The organism is Paenibacillus nanchangensis (assembly GCF_046543445.1).
In the GTDB taxonomy this organism is placed as follows: domain Bacteria; phylum Bacillota; class Bacilli; order Paenibacillales; family Paenibacillaceae; genus Paenibacillus_AQ; species Paenibacillus_AQ nanchangensis.
Genome location: NZ_JBHOFD010000013.1, coordinates 84,269 through 106,563 on the forward strand (window position 1 = coordinate 84,269; position 22,295 = coordinate 106,563).

The 22,295-nt window shown below is 52.6% G+C and carries 23 protein-coding genes and 1 riboswitch; of the genes, 4 read left to right on the top strand and 19 right to left on the bottom strand.

Features of this window, described 5'->3' with window-relative positions; all coding sequences use genetic code 11:
* Positions 1 to 44 precede the first annotated feature (44 nt).
* Positions 45 to 207, bottom strand: a riboswitch (cyclic di-AMP (ydaO/yuaA leader).
* Positions 208 to 397: 190 nt separating this feature from the next.
* The 12 genes from ACE6ED_RS12270 to ACE6ED_RS12325 all read right to left on the bottom strand — a co-directional run bounded on the left by ACE6ED_RS12270 (position 398) and on the right by ACE6ED_RS12325 (position 11,771).
* Positions 398 to 844, bottom strand: a complete 447-nt coding sequence (locus ACE6ED_RS12270; RefSeq protein WP_410827442.1) for a disulfide oxidoreductase — start codon at positions 842 to 844, stop codon at positions 398 to 400.
* Complete coding sequence (locus tag ACE6ED_RS12275; protein ID WP_410827444.1) at positions 841 to 1,590, bottom strand: DsbA family protein; 750 nt, start codon at positions 1,588 to 1,590, stop codon at positions 841 to 843. The genes ACE6ED_RS12270 and ACE6ED_RS12275 overlap by 4 nt, the downstream gene beginning before the upstream one ends.
* 94 nt (positions 1,591 to 1,684) lie before the next feature.
* The gene (locus ACE6ED_RS12280; RefSeq protein ID WP_410827446.1) at positions 1,685 to 3,601 is read right to left on the bottom strand and encodes an ATP-binding protein; all 1,917 of its coding nucleotides are present in this window, start codon (positions 3,599 to 3,601) and stop codon (positions 1,685 to 1,687) included.
* A gap of 197 nt (positions 3,602 to 3,798) precedes the next feature.
* Positions 3,799 to 5,115: a hemolysin family protein gene (locus ACE6ED_RS12285; RefSeq protein ID WP_410827448.1), complete on the bottom strand. Its 1,317-nt coding sequence runs from the start codon at positions 5,113 to 5,115 to the stop codon at positions 3,799 to 3,801.
* Between the two features lie 281 nt (positions 5,116 to 5,396).
* Complete coding sequence (locus ACE6ED_RS12290; protein WP_410827450.1) at positions 5,397 to 6,509, bottom strand: hypothetical protein; 1,113 nt, start codon at positions 6,507 to 6,509, stop codon at positions 5,397 to 5,399.
* A gap of 205 nt (positions 6,510 to 6,714) precedes the next feature.
* Positions 6,715 to 7,233 carry a spore coat protein GerQ gene (gene gerQ, locus ACE6ED_RS12295; protein WP_410827451.1) on the bottom strand — a complete coding sequence of 173 codons (519 nt, stop codon included), beginning with the start codon at positions 7,231 to 7,233 and terminating at the stop codon, positions 6,715 to 6,717.
* A gap of 88 nt (positions 7,234 to 7,321) precedes the next feature.
* Positions 7,322 to 7,744 carry a cell wall hydrolase gene (locus ACE6ED_RS12300; RefSeq protein ID WP_410827453.1) on the bottom strand — a complete coding sequence of 141 codons (423 nt, stop codon included), beginning with the start codon at positions 7,742 to 7,744 and terminating at the stop codon, positions 7,322 to 7,324.
* Positions 7,745 to 7,962: 218 nt separating this feature from the next.
* Positions 7,963 to 8,721, bottom strand: a complete 759-nt coding sequence (locus ACE6ED_RS12305) for a glucose 1-dehydrogenase (RefSeq protein ID WP_410827454.1) — start codon at positions 8,719 to 8,721, stop codon at positions 7,963 to 7,965.
* A 102-nt stretch (positions 8,722 to 8,823) separates the two neighbouring features.
* Complete coding sequence (locus tag ACE6ED_RS12310) at positions 8,824 to 9,219, bottom strand: DUF2500 domain-containing protein (protein WP_410827532.1); 396 nt, start codon at positions 9,217 to 9,219, stop codon at positions 8,824 to 8,826.
* Positions 9,220 to 9,376: 157 nt separating this feature from the next.
* Positions 9,377 to 9,553, bottom strand: coding sequence for a hypothetical protein (locus tag ACE6ED_RS12315; RefSeq protein WP_410827455.1), 177 nt, complete (start codon positions 9,551 to 9,553; stop codon positions 9,377 to 9,379).
* Positions 9,554 to 9,766: 213 nt separating this feature from the next.
* Entirely contained in the window at positions 9,767 to 11,053 is a 1,287-nt protein-coding gene (locus tag ACE6ED_RS12320) for a VPS10 domain-containing protein (protein WP_410827456.1), read from the bottom strand.
* 88 nt (positions 11,054 to 11,141) lie between these two features.
* Positions 11,142 to 11,771: a LysE family translocator gene (locus tag ACE6ED_RS12325; RefSeq protein ID WP_410827457.1), complete on the bottom strand. Its 630-nt coding sequence runs from the start codon at positions 11,769 to 11,771 to the stop codon at positions 11,142 to 11,144.
* 147 nt (positions 11,772 to 11,918) lie between these two features.
* Here ACE6ED_RS12325 and ACE6ED_RS12330 point away from each other — a divergent pair, with 147 nt between their 5' ends.
* Positions 11,919 to 12,845, top strand: a complete 927-nt coding sequence (locus ACE6ED_RS12330) for an L-lactate dehydrogenase (protein WP_410827458.1) — start codon at positions 11,919 to 11,921, stop codon at positions 12,843 to 12,845.
* Between the two features lie 82 nt (positions 12,846 to 12,927).
* On the opposite strand, the gene ACE6ED_RS12335 is transcribed toward ACE6ED_RS12330, so the two are convergent.
* The 4 genes from ACE6ED_RS12335 to ACE6ED_RS12350 all read right to left on the bottom strand — a co-directional run bounded on the left by ACE6ED_RS12335 (position 12,928) and on the right by ACE6ED_RS12350 (position 17,514).
* A complete protein-coding gene (locus tag ACE6ED_RS12335) occupies positions 12,928 to 13,926 on the bottom strand; it encodes a tyrosine-type recombinase/integrase (protein ID WP_410827459.1) in 999 nt (332 codons plus the stop codon).
* A gap of 67 nt (positions 13,927 to 13,993) precedes the next feature.
* Positions 13,994 to 15,673 carry a glutamine--tRNA ligase/YqeY domain fusion protein gene (locus ACE6ED_RS12340; protein ID WP_410827460.1) on the bottom strand — a complete coding sequence of 560 codons (1,680 nt, stop codon included), beginning with the start codon at positions 15,671 to 15,673 and terminating at the stop codon, positions 13,994 to 13,996.
* Positions 15,674 to 16,201: 528 nt separating this feature from the next.
* Positions 16,202 to 17,086 carry a glycosyltransferase family 2 protein gene (locus tag ACE6ED_RS12345; protein ID WP_410827461.1) on the bottom strand — a complete coding sequence of 295 codons (885 nt, stop codon included), beginning with the start codon at positions 17,084 to 17,086 and terminating at the stop codon, positions 16,202 to 16,204.
* Between the two features lie 260 nt (positions 17,087 to 17,346).
* A complete protein-coding gene (locus ACE6ED_RS12350) occupies positions 17,347 to 17,514 on the bottom strand; it encodes a hypothetical protein (protein WP_410827462.1) in 168 nt (55 codons plus the stop codon).
* A 231-nt stretch (positions 17,515 to 17,745) separates the two neighbouring features.
* Here ACE6ED_RS12350 and ACE6ED_RS12355 point away from each other — a divergent pair, with 231 nt between their 5' ends.
* Together ACE6ED_RS12355 and ACE6ED_RS12360 are read left to right on the top strand one after the other, a co-directional pair.
* Positions 17,746 to 18,312, top strand: coding sequence for a C39 family peptidase (locus tag ACE6ED_RS12355; protein WP_410827463.1), 567 nt, complete (start codon positions 17,746 to 17,748; stop codon positions 18,310 to 18,312).
* A gap of 17 nt (positions 18,313 to 18,329) precedes the next feature.
* A complete protein-coding gene (locus ACE6ED_RS12360; protein ID WP_410827464.1) occupies positions 18,330 to 19,130 on the top strand; it encodes a hypothetical protein in 801 nt (266 codons plus the stop codon).
* Positions 19,131 to 19,395: 265 nt separating this feature from the next.
* Here ACE6ED_RS12360 and ACE6ED_RS12365 read toward each other — a convergent pair whose 3' ends face one another.
* The 3 genes from ACE6ED_RS12365 to ACE6ED_RS12375 are packed head-to-tail and all read right to left on the bottom strand — an operon-like array spanning position 19,396 to position 21,339.
* Entirely contained in the window at positions 19,396 to 20,085 is a 690-nt protein-coding gene (locus ACE6ED_RS12365) for a hypothetical protein (protein ID WP_410827465.1), read from the bottom strand.
* Positions 20,082 to 20,984 (bottom strand): ABC transporter ATP-binding protein, encoded by a 903-nt coding sequence (locus tag ACE6ED_RS12370; protein ID WP_410827466.1) that lies wholly within the window; start codon positions 20,982 to 20,984, stop codon positions 20,082 to 20,084. The genes ACE6ED_RS12365 and ACE6ED_RS12370 overlap by 4 nt, the downstream gene beginning before the upstream one ends.
* Complete coding sequence (locus ACE6ED_RS12375) at positions 20,950 to 21,339, bottom strand: GntR family transcriptional regulator (RefSeq protein ID WP_410827467.1); 390 nt, start codon at positions 21,337 to 21,339, stop codon at positions 20,950 to 20,952. The genes ACE6ED_RS12370 and ACE6ED_RS12375 overlap by 35 nt, the downstream gene beginning before the upstream one ends.
* Positions 21,340 to 21,701: 362 nt before the next feature.
* Here ACE6ED_RS12375 and ACE6ED_RS12380 point away from each other — a divergent pair, with 362 nt between their 5' ends.
* Positions 21,702 to 22,097 (top strand): VOC family protein, encoded by a 396-nt coding sequence (locus ACE6ED_RS12380; protein ID WP_410827468.1) that lies wholly within the window; start codon positions 21,702 to 21,704, stop codon positions 22,095 to 22,097.
* Positions 22,098 to 22,295: the final 198 nt, after the last annotated feature.

Sequence of the window (22,295 nt, forward strand, 5' to 3'; positions counted from 1 at the left end):
AGGACAAGAAAAAAGCATACGAAAAAGCACCGCATGCCCGGGCAGATCTCTCTCCACGGTCGCCTACGGGGTTAGCTGGCGGATTCGGACTGTGGAAGCCCTACGGCGCGCTTCTATTAGTAAGCGTTGGCCGATTCACCCCCGGGCCGGTAACGGCCCAAATTGGTTCCCCCGTTTTTCCTTCGGAAAATTAAGCGCATGATCACTTCTCACAAGCATTAATATTAATCTCGGACAGGTAGAAGGTAAAGAACGCCATTTCCCCAAAACAGCATAAAAAAGAGCCCTTCACCCGGTCTTGAAAATCCGGAATGAAGAACTCTTTCATTCTCTTGAATTTGGTCGCTCAATCTACGCCAATCATCAATTCGTTCACATTTGTGACCGGGGAAGCCAATTAAGCCTGCTCATCCTCCGCACCGCCGCGCTCACGGCCAAACCACAGCAGCAGAAATATGAGAATGAAAGCGGTCAGCGCCAGCAGCGGAATGGTAATGAATCCGAAAAAATTCAGATAATCCACGTTGCAGGGCACGCCCACCGTACAGGGAGCAATGCTGCTGAACCACGGGATTTTTTGTTCCGCGTAATGAAACAGCGAAATGGATCCGCCAATCACCGTTAACGGCAGCACGTAGGAGATGATGCGCTTATCGTTTTTGTAGGTCGCAATACCCAGCAGAATCACCTGCGGATACATTAAAATTCGCTGGAACCAGCACAGCTTGCAGGGTTCATATTTCAGCACTTCGCTCAAGTACAGGCTGCCTACCGTAGCCACAACGGAAACGAACCAGGCCAAATACAAACAATGGCGTCTGCAAAATGCGGTGAACGCGCTCACTTGGCGCCGTCCGTTCCGGCCGCCTCTTCAATTTGCTTCGAAAGTGCCTCGTAATTAAACGCATCTTCAACTTTGACACCGTTAATGAATACCGTCGGCGTCGAGCTTACGCCTGCCGTTCCCGCCGTGTTGTTGTCCCGCTGAAGCTCGGATTCGTAGGTGCGGGATTCAATGTCTTTGCGCAGCAGATCATAGTCGATCTTCAAATCAAGACTCTGGGCCAATTGGACCAGAAAATCCGGTGTCGCCCACTCTTCTTCCTCTTTCCCTTGGTTCGCATAAATCGCGTCAGCGAACTTCCAGAAGGCTTCCTGGTTCTGATGATATACGGACAAGGCTGCCAGGGAAGCTGTTTCCGAATCCGGGCCGATAAAGGACATGTTCACAAAATGGAACGACGCCTTGCCTTTGTCGACGAAATCGCTGACGATTTTCGGCTTCACCTGGGTCGAAAATACCGCGCAGGCCGGGCATTTATAATCGCCGAATTCCACAATTTTGACCGGGGCACTCTCTTCGCCTTGTCTCGGAAGCACACTGTAATCAAAAGTCACCGGGGCAGTGGATGCCGGCTGGGTATCCTTTGCGGCGATGGTAAACAAGACGGCAAAGATGGCAATCACCAGAACGACAGCGCCAATAATGAAAAATAACGTCGTTTTGCGCTGGCGTTCCATTTCGGCCACCCGCTGTTTATGCATCGTCTGGTTGCTCGAAGTAGCTTTGGTTTTTTTGCGGTTGTTCAAGTGGACTTCCTTTCTGTCCTGTTCACTGGACGGGAATCTATGATATGAGTCTAGTCACTGAGAATTATATAGTGAAGTTCTCCGATTGGTCAAACTATACCGCTTCCGGTTCCAGGAATGGGTCTCTGCCGGTTTGGCTGGTCTGGTTTTTATCCGGCACGGGATACTCGGCGGGCAGAGCCAGGATAAAACCAAACTCGGCGCCGCCGTCCGCTCTGGGCGCCCCCCAGATATGTCCGCCCATCATATCCACCAGCCTTTTGCTGATCGCAAGACCAAGGCCGGTCCCTTCATATTTCCGGCTGGTTGATGCGTCAAGCTGCGTGAAAGGCTGAAACAACTGGGCATGTTTGTCCGGATCGATACCGATTCCCGTATCTCTTATGGTAAATTCCAGAACATGGTCGGTGTTTCTGATGCTGGACAGCCGGGCTTCCACTTCCACCTGTCCGGCATCCGTAAATTTCACGGCGTTGCCAATTAAGTTGACCAGGATTTGCCGGATCCGCGCCGCATCCCCAATCAACCGGTGAGGAATGGCCGGATCGGTTTTGACGGTCAGGTGCAAGGCTTTTTTCCGCGCAAGCACCTGGAACAAATCCACACTTTCGTGCAAAAGCGTGCGGACCGCCAAGGGCTCGTGATGCAGCCTCGCCCTTCCGGACTCCATGTTGGACAAGTCCAGAATATCGTTAATGACACGGAGGAGCGCGCTGCCGCTTTTCGCCTGCAGTTCAAGCAGTTCCTGCTGTTCCGGAGTGTTTTCCTTGTCGCGCAAAATCTGATTAATCCCAAGAAGACCGTTCAGCGGCGTACGGATCTCATGGCTCACTGTAGCCAAAAAGTCGCTTTTGGCACGGACGGCAATTTCGGCTTTTTCCTTGGCCGCAATGAGCTCCTGCTGATAACTCACCACATCCGAGACATCTTTGGCCATCATGTACACGTAGCAGACGGAATCGGTCTCCAGCGGAAAAACACTGGCACCTAAATAAATCCGCCCTCCCTGCTTGTTTCGAATCGCAACTTCGATTTTACTCGGTTTCCCGTTGGAGGCGGATTGAACCGCAAACTTCATCCGGGTCCGGTCTTCCTCCCCCGCCAAAACGCTTGCTTGAAGCTCCTGCAGCTCCTCCTTGGAGTATCCGGTAAGTGCCGTAACGGCCGGGTTGACGCTGATCACTTTACCGCTAACCGGATCAATGCAGATCACCATATCGGGATTGCAGTCGAACATCGCCATATATCTGCGTTCATTAAACCGCAGGGCGGTAAGAATTTCATTGCGGTCGGAATAGAGCAGCCAGACAACAAGCATGATAATGACCAGCGCAGCCGCACCTACCAATAAACCAAGCAAGGAATCGCTGAGCATGGGCAGCCTGCCGCTGTGCGTGGGCTGTGGAACGGGCAGGAATTCCGCTCCTCCCATGGCAGAGTAGTGGACTCCGCATAACGAACCCGCGACGGTCAGCACACACAGCATTTTGCGGGCGGTAATAAGGTTATAGGCCCGGTTTGGCAGCTTGCGCAGCCTGGCGATAAAGAGCCCGGGAACAAGGGCAAACAGCACGGAACACGCGATGGAGCCGGGGGTTTGGCGGTATGCAGCAGGCATCTCAATCGCTATCATGCCCGAATAATGCATCGCAAGTGCTGATCCAGCCAGCATTACGCCTCCCGCGGCCAAATAAGCCGGCGTCCGTCTGGACGGGTTGGTCACCATCCCAAGGACCGTATACGAACCGACGATCGGGATGAGCAGCGACAGAACAAGGAGAGGAAGCTGATAGGTAACAAGCACACCCATGTCCATTGCCAGCATGCCGATAAAATGCATCGCCCAAATTCCAAGTCCAAATACAAACGCGCATAAGCCCATCAGCCGGGGATTTCGGCTCTGTCGCAGCAGCCGGTCGGTCCAATCCACAGCGGCAAAACTGGAGACCAGTGCTACGGCAATGGATAGAAAGACCAGCAAAATATTATAGTGTCCTTCCGCATGATGCATTCCTCGGTCATTCCTCTCCTTCGGTAATGCCGTTCCTCCTCAACGCATTACCGTTTATCTCACATGACAAATATCGACATAAATCGCGTATTTACTTTGGATTTTAACAAAAAATCGACATGCCGCATAGAGCGACATGCCGATTTATTTTTTGATGATTTAGGATAGCCGGGATGGACTCCAGCCGTCCTGTTTCGTTAAGCGCCTGCTTCCTCCGCCAGCAGCTGAAGTCTCAGCAGTTTAATCCGGGCAATACGCTTGTGTTCCGTCTCCTCGACGACAAACAGATGCCCGTCATATTCGACCGATTGGCCCGGCTGCGGCGGATTCGCCTCCAGCTTGGAATACAGCCAGCCGCCAAGAGTATCATAATCGTCGGTATCCAGGTGCAGACCAAAATGCTCATTGATCTCCTCGATCAGCATCAAGCCGTCAATCGAATGTTCGCCATCGCCAACCGTTTCGATACCCGCCCGTTCCTGGTCAAATTCATCCTGGATCTCGCCAACGATCTCTTCCATAATATCCTCCAGGGTAACAAGCCCTGATGTCCCGCCATATTCGTCGATCAGCAGCGCAATTTGCGTCTTCGCACGCTGCATCAGCTTCAGCAGCGCACTGATCTGAATCGACTCGGGCACGGTAAGGATCGGCCGGATCAGGTCCAGATAATCCGAGGAACCGCCCCGCATCAGATCTTTAATATGAATAAATCCGACAATATGGTCTTTATCTCCGTTGCATACAGGATAACGCGTGCGCATTCCTTCCTGTGCGATCTCCAGGTTCTCTTCCAGAGTCATTTGGTTGTTCAGACAGATCATTTCAGTGCGGGGGATCATGATCTCCCGCGCCATCGTGTCCGCAAATTCAAAAATGTTGTCTACCAGTGTCATTTCGGTATTATCGATGAGTCCGCTTTTATTACTTTCCTGCATAATAATACGAATCTCTTCCTCCGTATGGGCGGTTCCCGTTTCCGACACGGGCGTTAAGCGGAACAGACGCAGCAGCCCGCTCGCCAATACGTTAAGCAGCCAAATAAACGGATACATGACCTTATAGAACAGATTCATCGGCGCCGCGGCCATCATTAATACAGGCTCGGCTTTGTTGACGGCAAATGATTTGGGAGCCAGTTCTCCCAGCACGATGTGCAAAATTGCGATAAACAGAAAAGCAATCACCAGCGCTACGGCATGCACCGCGCCATCGCTGAGTCCCATGGAAGCCGCTAAAGGCTTGAGCATGGAAGCGATCGCGGGTTCACCCAGCCAGCCTAAAGCCAGCGATACCAGCGTGATGCCAAGCTGGCAGGCAGACAAATAGGCGTCCATCTGATCCACAATTCCGCGGGCGCGGACCGCTCGCTTCTTCCCTTCTTCAATCAGGGCATCAAGCCGGCCGGCTCTCGCTTTGACCATCGCATATTCGACCGAAACAAAAAAACCGTTAAGCAATACGAGCACAACTACCAATCCTAAACGTAATATACCTGGTAAAGGGTCACTCAAATTATCCTCCTATCCGCTGCAAGCTTCATGTCAGCGAATAGGCCCACCTCCTTCGTTTGTCAAAGATTACGGCGTTTGCGGCAACAGCTGTTCCTTTCAGGTTCAATTTCCCAATTGTCTCACTCCCGACTGATATCACGGTTATAAATATATATTTATAATCTTAATGCTTATCTCATGCACATTCAACTTTATTCGAATTCAACCGGTATTTTTGGAACCTTCCGGCAGCCATCTTTTCAGTTCATTCCCGTCTATACATGTATATGTTTGGCGGTGCATTATGGAAGGGCATACAGACTGGCACAGCCGTAGTCGGTGTACACCGCTAAATAGTCCCGGGTAAAGGCGAGGCTGCACTTCTTGACGATGTGTTCCACTGGAAATTCAAGCGTCAGCCGTTTTGCCGTCAAATCGATCAGCCGGATTTTCTCATACCTGTAGACGGCCAGCAGCTGCTTGTCCTCATGTATGGCGAACTGCTTTATTCCTTCCAAAGGCCAGGTTTCATCAAGTTTCAGCGCAGCAAGATCGTACACCTGCAGGTTCCAATCCCCGAATTGCTCCAGCGCAAACAGATAACGGTTCCCGGGCGCAAAACGCAGCTGGGAAGTTAAAGAAGGGGTCTTTTTGGCCAACACGGACCGCTGGTTTGTTTTTAAATCACAGAGGACAATTTGGTTGCTCTCCACACTGTAAGCAAGCAGCGAACCGTCCGGCGACAGCGCTGCGCATAGCTGGGTGCTATGTCCTCTGTATAGTTCAGGCTTCACCCTGTCTGTGTAAAATGCTTCGCCGGTATCCAGCGAACTGACAACCAGCTGGGAGTCGTTATACCAGACAGCTGTCTTCCCCGACACGGATAAGGTACTTGCCGGAACCCCGAGCCTATGTGTGAGGGGCTGGAGCCGGTTATCTTTTAAAGAAATCGCATAAATCCGGTGATCCCTGTTGACCAGCAGTTCTTCCCGTTCAGGAACGTACACCATCTCATAGATCATGGAGCCGCCGGGCAGCCCGATTATGGTTCGCATGTCCCCGTGTGCATCCAGCAGTCTGATTTCTTCTTTTTCAAACTGATTAACGACATAACTTATGTACACTTGGTTGCCTCCTGCAATCGGTGCGAGCGGCATAAAACCGGTATATCCCCCGCCGACATAACGGTGCATCACCGGTTCACCGGGCCCGGCTTCCGGACGACTCAGCACAAATCCCTTTTTCAGCCTGCTCCATACTTCTTTCTTCACATGTTTAGCCGCTTCTTCAGCCGACTCAAAAGACTTCATCCGCTCTTTTCCGCCCGCGTTCGATTTGAACACTTCCGTTCCCGACCGGCGGATCGACCATGTCTTGGCAGTACCCCCGCTGCGGTCTATCAATGTTTGCTGCATTCGTCAGACTCCTCCTGTTTCGGCCCATTTTCTGTCCTTTATTATCCACTTTACGGTCCCCTTGCCGGGATTCCCGTAGAGCCCTAATATATGAATCCGTACGGCCCTTCATTTCTGCTGCATTATATGTATTGTATCAAAAGAAAACCGCGGCAGCACTCGCACAACAAGAAGCCCCCCTTGCATGCAAGGGGGGAAGCCTCTATTACGCACAGCCCCGGGGCGGGTTGCCGATTACGCCGGGATATTGATAGACCAGCGGTTCGTCAAACGTCGCATAATCCAAATTGACCATGAGCAGTATCGTCCGCTGTCCGGTTGCCCGGTCGCTGATAATGATATGATCCCGGCCGGCGGCTTCCAGCACGCCTTTGAAGATTTTGGCGTTCCATTCCCGGTTGCCTTCATAGGTCATGTAGAAGGTGCCTACTTTGCCGAGATTAAGGCGAAGAATATTTTCGATATACGATTGCTCAAAGCCGCTGGCCGCCGGCTGGACGACCGTTCCGCTAGGCATCATCATACTGCCGCTGGAGACCTGCGGCGGTACCGTGCCTTGCTGCTGCGCCGTACCCTGCGGCCATGCCGCGGGCATCTGCATCGCCGGCATCTGCATGGTCTGGCCGCCGGGGGCTTGCATTCCTCCCTGACCTTGCATGGTGTTGCCGGTCATACCGGCGGCAACTGCCGAATAAGAAACGGGACGATAAGGTTGAATCATCATTGGTACCAAAACCCTCCTCAAAATAAATTCACATCGTTGGCGGAGTCTGCTGGAAGCGGCAGCCGCTCTCTGCCTTTTTGGGACTCACCTAATAAACCGAAGGACAATCTTCCCCTGTCGGACGGAAGAAACAGTGAGCTTTGAAGCGGCCCGTATTCTCCTGATTATACCAAGTCGCTGGGCAATCGCCCGCCGGGCGGAAAAACCACAGTGCATTGGATGCCGGATGGATCCGCTCGCCGTTGATGACCCTCCGCGCCAGCCGGATTTCGGACTCTCTGGCCCGCTGATAGAAATAACCCCTTTGGGTTGCCTCAAATCCTCCCGGGCTCTGGAACACCATGTCGTTCATGTTCCGGATGTTCTGGAAATCAAGGCAATTTCCGCGAATCCGGTTCACCCCGACATTCCCGACCATAAGCATTCCCTGGTCTCCGTCTTCTTCCGCTTCCGCCCGCATCAAACGCGCAAGCAGCTTTACATCCTCCGAGTTCGCTTTGATGACGGCCACTATTGTTCCTCCTTAACCACGCGGAGCGGGCAGGCGTTAAGCCCCGAACCCGACAGGTCCGCTGCCGTCCTGCCGGCCCCGCCGTTCTTAACTGCACGATGTATTGTATGTGCGTTCGCCCAATCGGTGACTGTCCCTTTTTTATGCGCGGGTCAGGAATTTATTTGAGGAGAGAGAGGGCTTGGATTGACAAGTCTAATTACGGCTCATCAAGCAATTTACGGCTCATAGATCATTTTCCGCGTCATGCCGCCGTCGATAACCAATCCTTCGCCCGTTATAAAATCGTTGCGGGGGTCGGTCAGGAACAGGCAGGCCCGCGCGATATCCTCCGGCCGGCCTACCCGCCCTGCGGGATGCTGGCTGTGATCCTCTGCTCTAAGCGCTTCATAATCTCCGGTTTCGATCCAGCCGGGGCTGATCTGGTTCACGCGAATGCCATCCGGACCCAGAGAAACGGCCAGAGCATGCGTTAGCGACGCAATCGCCCCTTTGGAAGCGGCGTAGGCTTCGGTGTTTGGCTCGGACATCAGATAACGGGTGGAGGATAAATTAACGATAGCCCCGCCGCCTGTTTTCCGCATTTCTTTTGCCGCTTCCCGCGCCGCCAGGAAACAGCCTCTAGCATTGGTATTCATCACGCGGTCCCAGTCCTCTATTTTCAACTCATACGGCGAACCGAGGTGGGGATCGGCAATGCCGGCATTGTTAATCAGCACATCAATTCTGCCGAAGGCCTGGACCGTTTCACGCATCAAATTGACCACGTCCGCCTCCGCGCTGACGTCGCAGCGGATGAAGATCCCTTCGCCGCCTGCCGCTTGGATATCCTGCACGGTTTGTTTTCCCGCCGCTTCCTGCACTTCCGCCACGACAACCCGGGCTCCTTCCGCCGCATAAGCCGCTGCCACCGCCCTGCCGATGCCTTGTCCGGCCCCCGTTACGATTACCACGCTGTTCTGAACCTCTTGATTCATCGTTAACGCCACCTCCATTTTTTATCCGCTATATTCAAACAATTATCCCCCTGCCTCGCCGAAGCGAAACAGGGGGATAACGAATGCTCCTTCGTATTCATTCTAGCGTTCGGCAGACACGGACACCAGCCGCTGCCGCTGAAATCCGCGGTAACGGGTCCCCTGATACGTCAGCTGCCCGCTGTCTCCCTCTGCGCAGACGCCGTATTCTCCGCCGCCAACCCGAAACTCTTTTCTTGCGCCGTCCTCCAGTTCGAACGTCACATAATAAGCTGTAACCGTACGGCTCTCCTGCGGGTCCTCCTGCAGCCGCTGCGTTACTTCCGTCCGCTTCCCGACGATCCGGGCGGAGACGGTCAACACTGGCGATTTGTTGTTCCTCGACCACTGCAGGAACCCGCGTCCCGCCGACAGCGCCAGGATGCCGATCAAGACTGCCAGGAAGATCGGCAGCACCGTTCCGCCAAAATCAAACATCCATGAAGGTTCAGGTCCAATCCCCATATCCGCTCCCCCTTATCCTCATTCCTGCATCTATTCTATGCGGGGGGACGTCCGGTCAGGCGTACAGGTTGCAAAAAAATAAGGCAAACAAAAAACCGCCCATTCTCTAAAAGAGTACGAGCGGTCTTACCCATCCGGATAACCGGTCATTCTAAGCATGCACCATATCCAGGAACTGCCGTGTTTCGTCTTTGGCTTCGTCAAGGAGTCCTTGCTCTGCCCAGCAGGCTCTGCACTGTTCTTCTGTCTGGCACAGATACGCGTCATCGCAGTTGTAGCACAGTTGAAGCAGGTTTCTTGTCATATAGTCCGTTTCGAAAGTTTTCATCTCAATCGCTCCCATTCGGTTAGTTTACTTTGTGAATTTTGTAACGTTCTTTCTATGTGTTAAATATATCACAGGAACACTAAAGGTAATGTGATTTTTTTCACAACTATAAAGAAAACCATAATTTTATTTATTTTTTTAAACGATCCAAAAAAACAGAGCTCCAAATGGAAGCTCTGCTTGATTTGTATCGAGGCTTATGGCACATGCCTCTTATAGCACATGCCAGTTTACTCCGCCATTGGTCGTCTGCAGCAGCAGCGAACGCCGTTTGTCGCTCTTTTGGATGAGCAGCCAGCCGACTTCTTTGGAGAAGAACTGCAGCTTTACAATTTCCGGATACTCCGCCAGCTTGTCCTGCAGTATTTTGCTCGGCGGGAGCGGCGTCCAGGTCCGGCCTTGGTCCACCGTATGCAGGAGCAAATCGTTTTTCAGCGCCCACCCCATCGATGCATTTAAAAAAGTGGGCGGCACCGCCCGGTTTACCCCGGACCCGGCACCCAGGCTAAACGAAGCCAGCTTCCAGCTTTCACCGCCGTCCGCCGTGAAAATCCCGTGATAGGCGGTCGTCTCCCCCTGCTCGCAGGCCAGCGGTATCCAGCCTGAAGCCGTCGTGCCGGCAAAAAAATCAGGCATCCCTGCCGCAACGCGGTCACAGCCGCCGGGCAGGATCAAGGGAGGCAGCCCGGGCCCTTCTGTCCACTCCGCCCCGCCGTCCGAAGTCGAATAAAGCTTCGGCAGCCTGTCGTCCTGAACAACCGCAAATCCGCTGCGCGCATTGCGGAATGCAAGCCCTTTGGTCAGGCCCTGCACCGGAATAAAAGTCTGGCGCACCCCCGGTTTGATGTCCTGGTTCTGCATCACGGGACTCCAGGTCGCGCCTCCATCCTGTGTGCGGAACAGCGTTTTGTTCTCCCGAAGCGCCGTACCGTCCCAGACGCTCATCAGCCATCCTCGTTTGGACGTATCGAAATAAATGGAGGAAACCGATGCCGTAGCCGGCAGAGAAGACACATTCCAGGTCTGGCCGCCGTCACGGGTGCGCAGGACGACCGTCTCCGTTACGCCGGAAGCTTCCCGGATCATCCAGCCGTGCTTCACATCCGTAAAAAAAATATCTTTCCCGTACACGGGATTGGAGGCAAACTGAATGGTAGGTGAAGGCGAAATGTTCGTCCAGGTTTGGCCGTTGTCCCGCGTGAGATAAATCCGCAGCGAGTTTTTGGTGACTCCCCAGGCCAGGCCTTCCGTTTCGCTCAGCAGCTGAAAATCGGTCAGGCGGGTCTGGATTTGATATTTAGCGTTATTTTCGGCATCGATGTTCGCCGCGTCCGGCGTAATTAGCGTAATGGTCTGCCCTTCCTCCGGCGAAGCGGTCGGCTTTGGAACGGGAGACGGCTCAGGCGCAGGGGAAGACGTACAGGCTGTCAAAAATAAGATCAAAACCAGCGGAACCAGCAGCCAAGGCCGGACCGCGCGATGATTTGTGGCACGAGGCACGAGCTGCCCCTCCTCTCGTTCAACAACATACCAGCCTCATTATACTAGAAAATTTAAAGCTGGTCGAAAAAACGCGAATGCCTAAAAATTAAGGTTTCGTGGCAAGCAGCTTAGCGCCCAGCAGTATAAAAATGACACCCGCTCCGACATTGGCCGCCTCTTGCACACGGGGTTTTTGCAGCACCTTGTCGCTAAAGCTTCCCGCAAAATAAGCAAACGCTCCAAAAATCAGTGCGGTCAAAATGATAAAAATCAATCCAAGCACAATCATCTGCACAGGAACCCAGCCATATTCGTAGTTGACAAACTGCGGCAGAAAGGTGAGGAAAAAAATCGCCACCTTCGGGTTCAGCACATTCATCAGCAGTCCGCGCGCCATAAGGGAACGCCCCGACCGCTGCTGCTCGCCGGGTCCCAGCTTCAGGGTGTCCTTGCGGTGCCGGATCGACTTCCAGGCCAGGTTAAACAGATAGACGGCGCCTGCTATTTTAAAGGCCGTAAATAAAAGCGGTGAAGCTTTAACGAGCAGCGACAAGCCCAGTGCCGCAGCTAAGGTATGTATGATGTTGCCGAGCGCAAGACCGGCTGCGGTATAGACACCGGCTCTTTTCCCGTTGACCATCCCTTGAGTGACTGCAAAAATCAAATCGGGGCCGGGGATGAGAATGAGCAGAACCGCCGCGCCAATAAACAGACTTAATGAGGTAATCGTGAACATTAGCGGGTATCCTTTCGGTGTGAGATTTTGAGCCCGTGAAATTACGGGTAATGGATTAAAAGCGTTGTGCTTGAAAACACTACCTGTAGCGTCTATGATGTAAAAGATTGGACACACAATATTCGTATTTTTGGAGGAGATGAACACATGGCACCCCATTATAAACCCAATCGCGTCGTCGTTATCGGCACGGGAGCTGTAGGCACCACGACGGCATACACCCTGCTGCTGAGAAGACGGATGCCCGAACTCGTCCTGATCGACGTCAATCACCAAAAAGCGCTCGGCGAAGCGCTGGATATGAACCACGGCATGCCGTTTGTCGGCGGCGTTAAGCTGTGGGCAGGCACATACGAAGACTGCCGGGACGCGGATATTATTATCGTGACCGCCGGCGCTTCCCAGAAACCGGGTGAAACCCGGATCGACCTGCTGCGCAAAAACATTTCGATTTTCCGCGATATCATTCAAAAAATCACAAAGTACAACCACCACGCGATTCTGCTGATCGCCACAAATCCGGTGGATATATTGTCCTACGCCACGCTGAAAATCAGCGGCTTTGACCGCCGCCGCGTTATCGGCTCGGGCACCGTGCTGGACAGCGCGCGTTTCCGCTACCTGATCGGCAAGCACAAGGAAATGGACCCGCGCAGCATCCACGGGCAAATCATCGGCGAGCACGGCGATTCCGAAGTTCCGGTGTGGAGTCTGGCCAACGTGGCCGGCATCGATCTCGGCTTTGACGAGAAAGAGCGCCAGGAAATCTATGAAGACACCAAAAATGCGGCATATGAAATCATCAATGCCAAAGGCTCGACCTCCTATGCGATTGCGCTTGCGCTCGACCGGATCGTTGTCTCCATCCTTCATAATGAAGGTTCAGTACTGAACGTGTCCACCCTGCTGAACAACTACAACGGCGTATCTGACGTCTTCCTTGGCGCCCCTTGCGTTGTTGACCGTTCGGGTGTCCGCGAGGTGCTGGATCTGCCGCTCAGCGATGAAGAACGTTCCTTGTTCCAGCAGTCGGCTGAGAAGCTGAAAAGCGAAATCTCCAAGCTGGAGCTGTAACCCCATCTGGAGACTGTAACCCAAATAACGAGGTTTAAGGAACCTGAAGGGAACTTCCCTTCAGGTTTTTTGGTATGGAGCTTTAAAATCCGGGAAGCCGGATGTCCAGCTTGGCCACGGCTTCTTCTTTTTCGCGGCTTGTAATATGGGTATAGACGGTCGTCGTCTGAATCGACGAATGGCCAAGCAGCTCCTGTACTGTGCGCAGATCGGCTCCCTGCCGGAGCAGCATTGTCGCAAACGAATGGCGCAGCTTGTGGCTGGAATATCCCGTGCTCCGGGCGCGAACAGGTGACCGTAAGGACCGGACCGGCCTGGCGGCTGAATCGGCGGGTCCGCTTGGCGTTTCGTCTTCGGTACGGCGGTCCGCCGTGCCGTCCTGCACGAACACCTCAAACGCATCCGCCGCAATCTGCTGAATCGTCCGGATCGACAGCCGCCGTCCTTTTTGCGAAACGAACATCGCATCCTCTTTCGCCAGCCAAGGCGTAAGCCGCTGCGCCAGCGCCTGCTCCAGCACCGGGGCCACCGCCTCCGGAACCGGCACGCTGCGCCATTTGCGGCCTTTGCCGAACACGCGAAGCACACGCCTGCCCGGGTGGTAATCCTCCCGGTTAAGCGAATGAACTTCACCGACCCGCAGCCCCATAAACGCCATCAGGCAAAAGACCGCCAAATTGCGTGTCTTATATTTGCCTTCAATCCCGGCAAGGAACCGCTGCAGCTCCAGTTCGTCCAAATAGACCGGCTCCCGGTTGCGTTCCGTCTTGGATTTTTTAATTCCCGCCGCGGGATTGCCGCTTAGCAGCTCCAACTCGTTCAGCGCCTTAAACAGGCAGCTTACCGCCGCATGCTTACGATTGCGGGTGGCGTCGTTCGCCCCGTTTTCCCGAACGGAGCTCAGGAAAGACATAACCTGCAGCTTCTTAACCTGCTCCAGGCTGCGGCCGTTCAGACTGCTCAGAAACTGCCGGGCATCGGCCAGATAACATTTTTGCGTATAGGGGGTGTAGCCCGCATCCTTCATCCAGATGAGAAAGGCTTCCAGTTCCTCTTCATAAGCCTCCCAATCGCCTTTCATGGATTCCCCCTCCTCTCGTCACAACAATTTATTCTACCATAGAAGAGGGGGCGGTCCTAAGAGGTTTTTAGCCTCCTTGCCGGTTCCATCCGTCCTTCAGCGGCACAATCCGGTTGAACACAGGACGCCCGCCTTCCGGAATCTTCGTATCCTTGCAAAAAAATCCATGCCGGATCCACTGGCAGGCCTCTCCCGGCTGAAGTGCCGCCGCAGGCGCCTCCAGCAGTGTACCGTGAAGCTTCGTCAACGAATGAGGATTCAGCAGCTGCTCCCAATCCTCCTCGGACATAACCGGCTGTTCCTCCACAAACAGCGGTTCGTACAGATGCACATCGGCAGGAACGCCGTAACCTTCGGCAATCCAGTGAATGGTGCTTTTCACCTTCCGGCCTGTGAAGCCGCTGCCGCTTTTGGTCTCCGGATCATAGGAACAGCGCAGTTCCGTCACATGGCCCGACGCATCCTTTACCACTTCATCGCAGCGGATAAAATACGCCCCTTTCAGCCTTACCTCGCCGCCTGGAGAAAGCCGGTGAAATCCGGACTCGGGGAACTCCATAAAATCGTCCTGCTCGATATAAACGGTGTTCGAAAACGGCACGGTCCGTTTTCCCTTTTGTTTGTCGCGGGGGTTGTTGCCGATTTCCAGCCATTCCTTTGCGCCTTCCGGGTAGTTGGTAATGACGACTTTGAGCGGACGCAGCACCGCCATATATTGTACCGCAGTATCCATCAGTTCTTGCCGCAGGGTCTGCTCGAGTGCGCCAAAATCCACTACCGTCTGATGTCTGACGCTGCCGATTCCGGCAACAAACCGGCGGATGCTGGACGGGGTAAATCCCCTTCTCCGCAGCCCTCTGAGCGTCGGCAGACGCGGATCGTCCCAGCCGTCCACCCGGCCGGATTCGACCAGCCGCTTCAAATAACGTTTGCTGGTGACGACACCGGTCATATTCACCCGGCCGAATTCCCACTGACGCGGCGGTTCAGTATACTCCAATTCGCGCAGCACCCACTCGTACAGCGGCCTATGGTCCTTAAATTCGATGGAACAAAGCGAATGGGTAATGCCTTCAATCGCATCCTGAATGGGATGAGCAAAATCATACATCGGATAGATACACCATGCATCCCCCGTCCGGTAATGCGGCGCGTGAATGATGCGGTACAGCACCGGATCCCGCAGGTTAAGGTTTGGGGACGACATGTCGATTTTGGCGCGCAGCACACGAGAGCCGGCCGGATCGCGCCCATCCCGCATGCCCTCAAACAAGCGGAGATTGTCCGCAACACTCCGGCTGCGCCAAGGGCTGTCCTGCCCGGGTTCGGTCAGCGTTCCCCGGTAAGCCGTCATTTCCTCTGGCGAAAGGTCGCAGACGTATGCTTTTCCTTTTTGGATCAGCTGAACGGCTTTATGGTAAATTTCCTCCGAATAATCGGAACCAAAAAATATGGCGTCGCCGGGATCGTAGCCGAGCCAGCGAATATCCTCAATAATCGCCCGGACGTACTCCATGTCTTCTTTTAGCGGATTGGTGTCGTCCAGCCTTAGATGGAACTTTCCTCCGAACACCTCTGCCGCCGTATAGTTAGTGTGGATGGCATACGCGCTCCCGATATGCAGATAGCCGTTTGGTTCCGGCGGAAAGCGGGTGCAGACAGGTCTGTGAAACGTGCCGTTATTCAGATCCTCCCGAATCAGACTTTCGACGGTGTGTCTCCGGGATGGTTCAGTTAATTCGCTCATAGGGGTCGCCTCCTGATGGTTAGTCAATCTGTGTGTAATTGTTGTAATCCGCTTCTGTGCGCCTGTAATCCAATCCTTGATCAACGCAAAAAAGAACCTCACCTCCAAGACGATAAAGTCTTGGGGACGAGATTCTCGCGGTGCCACCCCGGGTTCGCGGAGATGTCGCCATATCCGCCTCATCAGGTACGCCGGTTCCGTGCTAGCGCTGGAAACGGTTATACCCTGGCTCGCTAACGGGAGCGCCCGTCCCGCCATCATCCGGGCTTGCATTGTGCTGTGCCCGAGTCCGGCGGACCGCTCAGAGGCTTGGTTCCATCCGGCTCGCCTCGCCCGTTCTCAGCATCGGGGCTCTCTGTCCAGGGTCGCATCGAATGTACTCTTCTCTTCATCGCGTGTCTGATTCTTGCCAAACATCATAACAAACCGTACATCGCTTGTAAAGAAGCGAATACAAACGCAGGGTCGGGGGCCGCAATCAGCTTTTCCTGAAAAGAATTGCCTCTTAGGCAGATGCCGCTCCCCTGATCAGCTCAACATTTCGGAATAATAAAAACATTGGGACAGCACGGTGTTCAGCGTCCCTTGATCATACCGCGGCGTTACCCGATTGGCCTCCAGAATTTTGTTGGCCCAGGCCAGCGCCCTATTATAGTGAGAAGGCTCATGTACACGGATGCGGTAGTGAACAAAATCCAGATGCAGAGCATACTCTTCGGGCGTCGGCACCAGTCCCAGCCGTCCCAGCTGCTGCCGCCGGATCTGCTCGGCAGTTGCCTCCTGCAAAGCGTTGTATTTGTTTGAAACCTGATTGGGGTGCAGCCGGTATCTCATCAGCACATCGGGCAGATTCACCAGCCGGGTAACATCTCCGAGCCGGTTCCATATTTCGTAATCTTCGGCATGGGGATACGGCAAATAACGGATGCCGCAGGCATCAAGCACCGATCTCCGGATCATCACGCTGGGATGAATGAAGGTGCAGTGAAACAGCTGCCAACAGCGGATTTGTTCGTGCTCAAGCGGTTTGGTAGTGACTGAATCGGTTCCCAAATAATGCGCTTGGCTGCCGCAGACGCCGACATCCGGGTTGGCATCCATGTACGCAATTTGCCGTTCCAGCCGGTTCGGCAGCGCAATGTCGTCGCCGTCCATCCGGGCGATATATTCGCTGGCAGACAGCTCAATCCCCTCGTTAAGCGAGGATACCAGACCAAAGTTTGCCGGGTGGGCAATCAGCCGGATGCGCGGGTCGGTGAATCTTTTTATTTTGTCCAGTGTGCCGTCCGTCGAACCGTCGTCAATAATCAGCAGCTCAAAAGCGGTATAACTCTGCGATAATATGCTTTGAACAGCTTCTTTTATATAAGGAGCGGCATTACAGACGGGCATTAATACCGTAATTCTCTTCACAAGGTCACACCGCCTATCTCATAGGTTCTCTACAGCAGTGTATGTAGCGCAGATAGCGCACGCATGGTATAAACGCCCCCGAATCAAATAATTAAGGAATAGGTACAAAACGTTGGGCAGCTCCACAGCATCAAATGCATATTCAATATAGTTAACATAATTATTTTTATGTTATTTATAATCCATTTCGGACTGACTGGCCGTAACCTGCGGCAAAAAAATACCCGCACCCAACCGGGCGCGGATCAAGAGTAAGGGAACTACCGTGAGTCTTTCCCGCCAGCCAGCTTGACAATCATCACCACAAGCGCCAGCAGGGCAATAAGTTGGTCGATGCTCATAAAGTCCGCCTCCATCCTTTTAAAGATGGCTCTTCGGACCCGTCTCCTCTCCCAAGGCGACCCGCACCGTTCCCTCGTTATCAACATATGAGATCCGCCGGCCTGTCATGACCCGATTCCTTTAAAAAACCGAGCCGCTAAAAAACTGAGCCGCGGCATAGCTTTTTTTCATTTCATCGCCTATACAAAAAAATGTTTTTCTTTTCGCATCCTTATTTTCCATAATTTATTAAATCTATCATTTACATCATCCTTCTTCCATGCTACTTTTAAATAAATACTAAGATTAACATTTATTAACAAAGGGAGGGATTAGCAGTGTCCATTTTTAAAAGATTGACTTTGGCAGGCGTTTTTGCAGCCGTTTTTTTCACCGCGTTCGCCACCCAAATTTACGCAACCAATTTAACCGGCTTTCCGGCAGTCGCCCAAGCTAAAAGCAACTGGTGTTGGGCCGCAAGCAGTGTCTCCATTCTTCAGTATTACGGAATATCCACAAGCCAGTGCGCATTTTATAGTCATGTTAAGGGCACCAATGGTTGTTCTACGAATGAAGCCGAGGCATATGGGACCGTTCAGGAAGGCATTCACGATTTTGGCGTTTCCAGTTGGAACCATTCCGGAGCTTTAACTTATGCTGAGGTCAAAAATCAAATCGATAACCAGGGGAGTCCGATTTACGTAAGCTGGAAATGGAATACGTCAACCGGGGGCGGTCACGCCGTTGTCATTTACGGATATGATACTTATGGAGGGAACGACTGGATACAGCATATGGACCCTAGCGGAGGTACAAAAACCTCCATGCTGTACTCGAATGTAAAAGGCGGGTCGGGCTATAACCAAACTTGGAGATGGGGACTGCACGGGTTCTACAAATATTAAAGAAAAGTGGGGATATCATGAAAAAAATCGTTTTACTGCTGCCTGTCATTTTATTGTGCTTTTGTTTTGGTTTTGCAGCTTCCACTCAAGCACAGGGAGAAATTCCTCCAGAAGTCCTCGCGTTTGCGGAAAATGAAGGGCTGCCTTTGGTAAAAGAAGGTTTGTCCAAGGATCCCGCAGGTTATGGATACACCGATGCGGAGCAGATTGGAAGAATTACCTTGGGCCAAGGCGCCCAGATTGCTTATATCGATCCCGAACAATTAAAAACCGCATCCGGCAGTTTGATTGATATCACAAAGCCCAAGGAAGAGTGGCACTTCCTGCTGGTAGCCGATGAGAAACCCACCTCCAAAATGGTGATTCAAAAAAATGAGCAAGGAGCCTATCAGGTAACGGAGTTTGGCGGAAATCCCGACACGTTGGCCTATGCGATTAACGCCTCCCAAACAGCCGAGAGCACTAACGCCACCGTCATCCGGGAACGTGACGAATATATCGCCGCTTACAAGCAGGACAACAAGGAGCTTGTTGTTCCGCCCCTGCCGCTGGCTGACGAAGCCAATCGTTTTTCCGCTCCGGAGTCCGGAGAAGCACAAAGCCCCGAAAGCATGATTGATGTCCTGCAGGAGCTGCAAAGCAATACGGCCGATGATGACAAAGACAGTTCTTCAGGCACCATCGCCGCACGTTATTACGAAGAGAACAGCCGCTCTTCGCTGCTGCAGCCGATCCTGATCAGCCTCGCTTTTGCGGTTGCCGCAACGGGCATTTTATTTTGGCTGTTCAAACGTCCCCGGAACAATACTAAAGCTTGATCGGCTTGATCAACTTGACAGGCCGTTAACGGTTATTCATGGCCAGCTTTTTGTCTTCCGCCCTCTTGTCTGTTCTTCATAGTTAAAAAGCGCCGCCAACCTCTATCGGTTGTGCGGCGCTTTGTTGTGTGTGCCATTTATGTGTGCCATTTGCGGAACATTGGGCTCAAATCTACTCCTGCACAGGTTCGATAACTGGAATTCCAATCAACTGAAACAGAAATTGCGTATAATTTATGTTATACGCAATAAATTTTGGGCGTGTTTAGGCGTCCGCACGGCGGATCAGCAGTCTGGAGCATGCCGCCAGCAGAACAATCAATGGAAGCAGCAGCAGAGAAAGCTCGAAGGCAGTCCGTCCGTTCCCCCACTCCATGAATTCATCGCCTAAATGATGTACTTCAGGCACATAAGACGCCGCAAGCATCACAAGTATCGAAATAATGAAGAACAGCCACACACCTTTGGATTTAAACCGACGGTGCAGACAGCCAAGGAAAAATCCGAACATCTGATACACCAGCAAAAGAAGCGAAAGCACAACCAGCCGCGGAAAAAAAGAACCTTCCGTGAGATAAGGATAGTCAAAAAAACGTTGATCCTTCCACCAATACCCCGTTATCCGTTCCATGCCGGACAGCAAGGAAAAAATCGCACCATTCAAGAGACTGCTTGCGATCAGCACGAAAGTCGTACCATAAAAGAAATCCTTCCGCGATACACTCATCCCGATCAGAAACGGGAAGCTCTGCGAAACCAATACAATACTGTAAACAAAACCGTAAACAAACAAAATAAACGCTGCTCCGTTAAACGCCATATCATCCGAGGAACTGGCCACATAAAAAAGCGCCTGTGTCACCACAAAAACCGTAAACAACGTCAACCAGGGCTGATAAACAAATCCCTTCCATTCCCTCCACTGTACCTTCCATACCCCGCCGATCCGGTTCATTTGAATTCCTCCTGTTCGTACGCTCCGTCGCCGCTGCGCCCGGTAAGCTGAATGACGTACTGCTGGAGTGTTACTGGCGACACTTCAATCCCTAGCCGTTCCGCTTCCTGCTTGACGGATTCGGGCGTCGTGTCAAGTACGACGGCTTTTACATAACCGCCGATCGGTGTACGATTCATTACGCGGCGGTTCACAACAAACTTTTCGACCGCTTGCGCCGGACCGATCACCATGCAGGCGTTTCCGCGAAGCTGCTCTGTGTCCGAGCTGAGCAGGAGCCTGCCTTTGTCAATGACCAGCACATGCTCCAGCACGCGGCTGATTTCATCGATTAAGTGGGTGGAAATCACGAATGTGCGCGGATGCTCCGCGTAATCAATCAGCAGCTGCTCGTAAAACCGCTCACGCGCTACGGCATCCAGCCCGAGATAAGGTTCATCGAATAGGGTCACCGGTGCGCGGGAAGCCAGACCGACGACAATCCCAAGCGCGGACAGCATCCCGCGGGACAGTTTATTTACCATGCGTTTGCCTGGGAGCTCGAATTCCCGAAGCAGATCGGCCGCATAGCCCGCATCCCAGTCCGGGTACAAAATTTGAGCGGCGTTAAGCACGTCGGACACCCGGTATTTGCTCGGGTACTGCTGGCTTTCCTTGATCAGGCACAGGCGGGTGAGAATCCGGTTGTTATCGTACGGCGGTTCCCCCAGGACGGTGACCGAACCTTGAGATGGAGCCAGCTGTCCGGCCAGCATGCGCAGCAGCGTTGTTTTGCCCGCTCCGTTCCGTCCGACCAATCCATAAATTTTGTTAGGCTCCAGTTCAAACGTCAGCTCATCGACTACCGTATCTTCTTTGTAACGCTTACTGAGTTGGTGTACCGCTATCGTTTCCGTCATGTGCATCCCCTCCCTGCTTGATCATCTCCGTCACCTGCTCCATCGTCAGCCCGAGCTTCCTGGCTTCGTGCAGCATGGTCTGAACGAACTGGGTGTAAAACTGATTGCGTCTCTTCTGCAGCAGCTGTTCTCTGGCACCTTCCGCTACAAACATTCCGATCCCCCTCTTCTTGTACAATACTCCCTCCTGCGCCAGCAAATTGATGCCTTTCGCCGCCGTCGCCGGGTTAATCTGATAAATCGCGGCAAACTGGTTCGTAGACGGCACCTGACTTTCCTCCGCTAACCTCATTTCGAGGATGTCATTTTCGATTTTCTCCGCGATCTGCACAAATATTGGGCGGCTCTCATCCATAACACTCCTCCTATCCCTCCCGCTTATTTGGTTCATTACTTATGTAACTAACCATATCACCCGCTAACTTGGCTGTCAACCAGCTTTTACCTGTTTGCAAAAAAGAAATCATGCGCTTGGGTCCTATCAAAAGTCAGCTGCCGCAAGCAAAACAACTAGCGCAAGCCCAAACCCGCTTAGTGACAGCCCCACCCCACCCTTCACTGATTCAGTTCAGCCGACAGGGCAAAAAAGGAAAATTGGGATGTTGTCTAGAAATTTGTTGAGTATGTGTTGGAGGCAGGAGATAGTTGTCAAAGCATTAACTAGAAGACAGGCAGGAACAGTTGAAGCACATAACTTGAAGACAGGGGGGCAACAGCGTGGAGAATGGAAGCATTTTAGGGATTGCTTATAACGTAATCCCCGTCAAAAACGCAAAAAAATCCGCAGAATGGTTCGTTAACCATTTCGGATTTAACATCAGGAACGACAGAGGGAATTATGTGAGTTTATTCCGGGGGAACCGCCCAATCCTGGATTTAATCGAATCGGATCATGAATCCAGAGCGGTGTTTGAAGTCGATGGACGGACCAGATGGGTGATCACTTTTTTTACGGATGATATTGAAGCACTGCATCAGAGGCTTACTTCCGAAGGCGTTGCAGTCAGACCCATCAGCGAGGAAGGAAAATATGGAGAGTTTTTTGTTTTTGCGGACCTGGACGGCAACTTATTTGATGTGTGGGAACATAAGGATTGTGAGTTAAACTTCTAGCTGCACTTGAAGTCAACTAGAGTTCTTTCATTACGTTAACGTTTAATTCGAGCAATGGCAAATCGTTTGGCCAGACCTACATTTGAGCACAAGATTATTATGGCCAGGGTTTGCACTATATGGTTAGGTACCGTAAAGTTGCCGACTATGCGGGGACTACATAATTTCTATAGTTCAGCGGCAGCCGCAGGTTCTCTT

Bases quoted from the DNA above. Each gene is read 5' to 3' on its own strand.
- ACE6ED_RS12330 (WP_410827458.1), top strand. From the start codon at position 11,919: ATGGCACCCCATTATAAACCCAATCGCGTCGTCGTTATCGGCACGGGA.
- ACE6ED_RS12305 (WP_410827454.1), bottom strand. From the start codon at position 8,721: ATGAATCAAGAGGTTCAGAACAGCGTGGTAATCGTAACGGGGGCCGGA.
- ACE6ED_RS12375 (WP_410827467.1), bottom strand. From the start codon at position 21,339: ATGGATGAGAGCCGCCCAATATTTGTGCAGATCGCGGAGAAAATCGAA.
- ACE6ED_RS12340 (WP_410827460.1), bottom strand. From the start codon at position 15,673: ATGAGCGAATTAACTGAACCATCCCGGAGACACACCGTCGAAAGTCTG.
- ACE6ED_RS12360 (WP_410827464.1), top strand. From the start codon at position 18,330: ATGAAAAAAATCGTTTTACTGCTGCCTGTCATTTTATTGTGCTTTTGT.
- gerQ (WP_410827451.1), bottom strand. From the start codon at position 7,233: ATGATGATTCAACCTTATCGTCCCGTTTCTTATTCGGCAGTTGCCGCC.
- ACE6ED_RS12280 (WP_410827446.1), bottom strand. From the start codon at position 3,601: ATGCATCATGCGGAAGGACACTATAATATTTTGCTGGTCTTTCTATCC.
- ACE6ED_RS12335 (WP_410827459.1), bottom strand. From the start codon at position 13,926: ATGAAAGGCGATTGGGAGGCTTATGAAGAGGAACTGGAAGCCTTTCTC.
- ACE6ED_RS12325 (WP_410827457.1), bottom strand. From the start codon at position 11,771: ATGTTCACGATTACCTCATTAAGTCTGTTTATTGGCGCGGCGGTTCTG.
- ACE6ED_RS12290 (WP_410827450.1), bottom strand. From the start codon at position 6,509: ATGCAGCAAACATTGATAGACCGCAGCGGGGGTACTGCCAAGACATGG.
- ACE6ED_RS12350 (WP_410827462.1), bottom strand. From the start codon at position 17,514: ATGTTGATAACGAGGGAACGGTGCGGGTCGCCTTGGGAGAGGAGACGG.
- ACE6ED_RS12365 (WP_410827465.1), bottom strand. From the start codon at position 20,085: ATGAACCGGATCGGCGGGGTATGGAAGGTACAGTGGAGGGAATGGAAG.
- ACE6ED_RS12370 (WP_410827466.1), bottom strand. From the start codon at position 20,984: ATGACGGAAACGATAGCGGTACACCAACTCAGTAAGCGTTACAAAGAA.
- ACE6ED_RS12315 (WP_410827455.1), bottom strand. From the start codon at position 9,553: ATGAAAACTTTCGAAACGGACTATATGACAAGAAACCTGCTTCAACTG.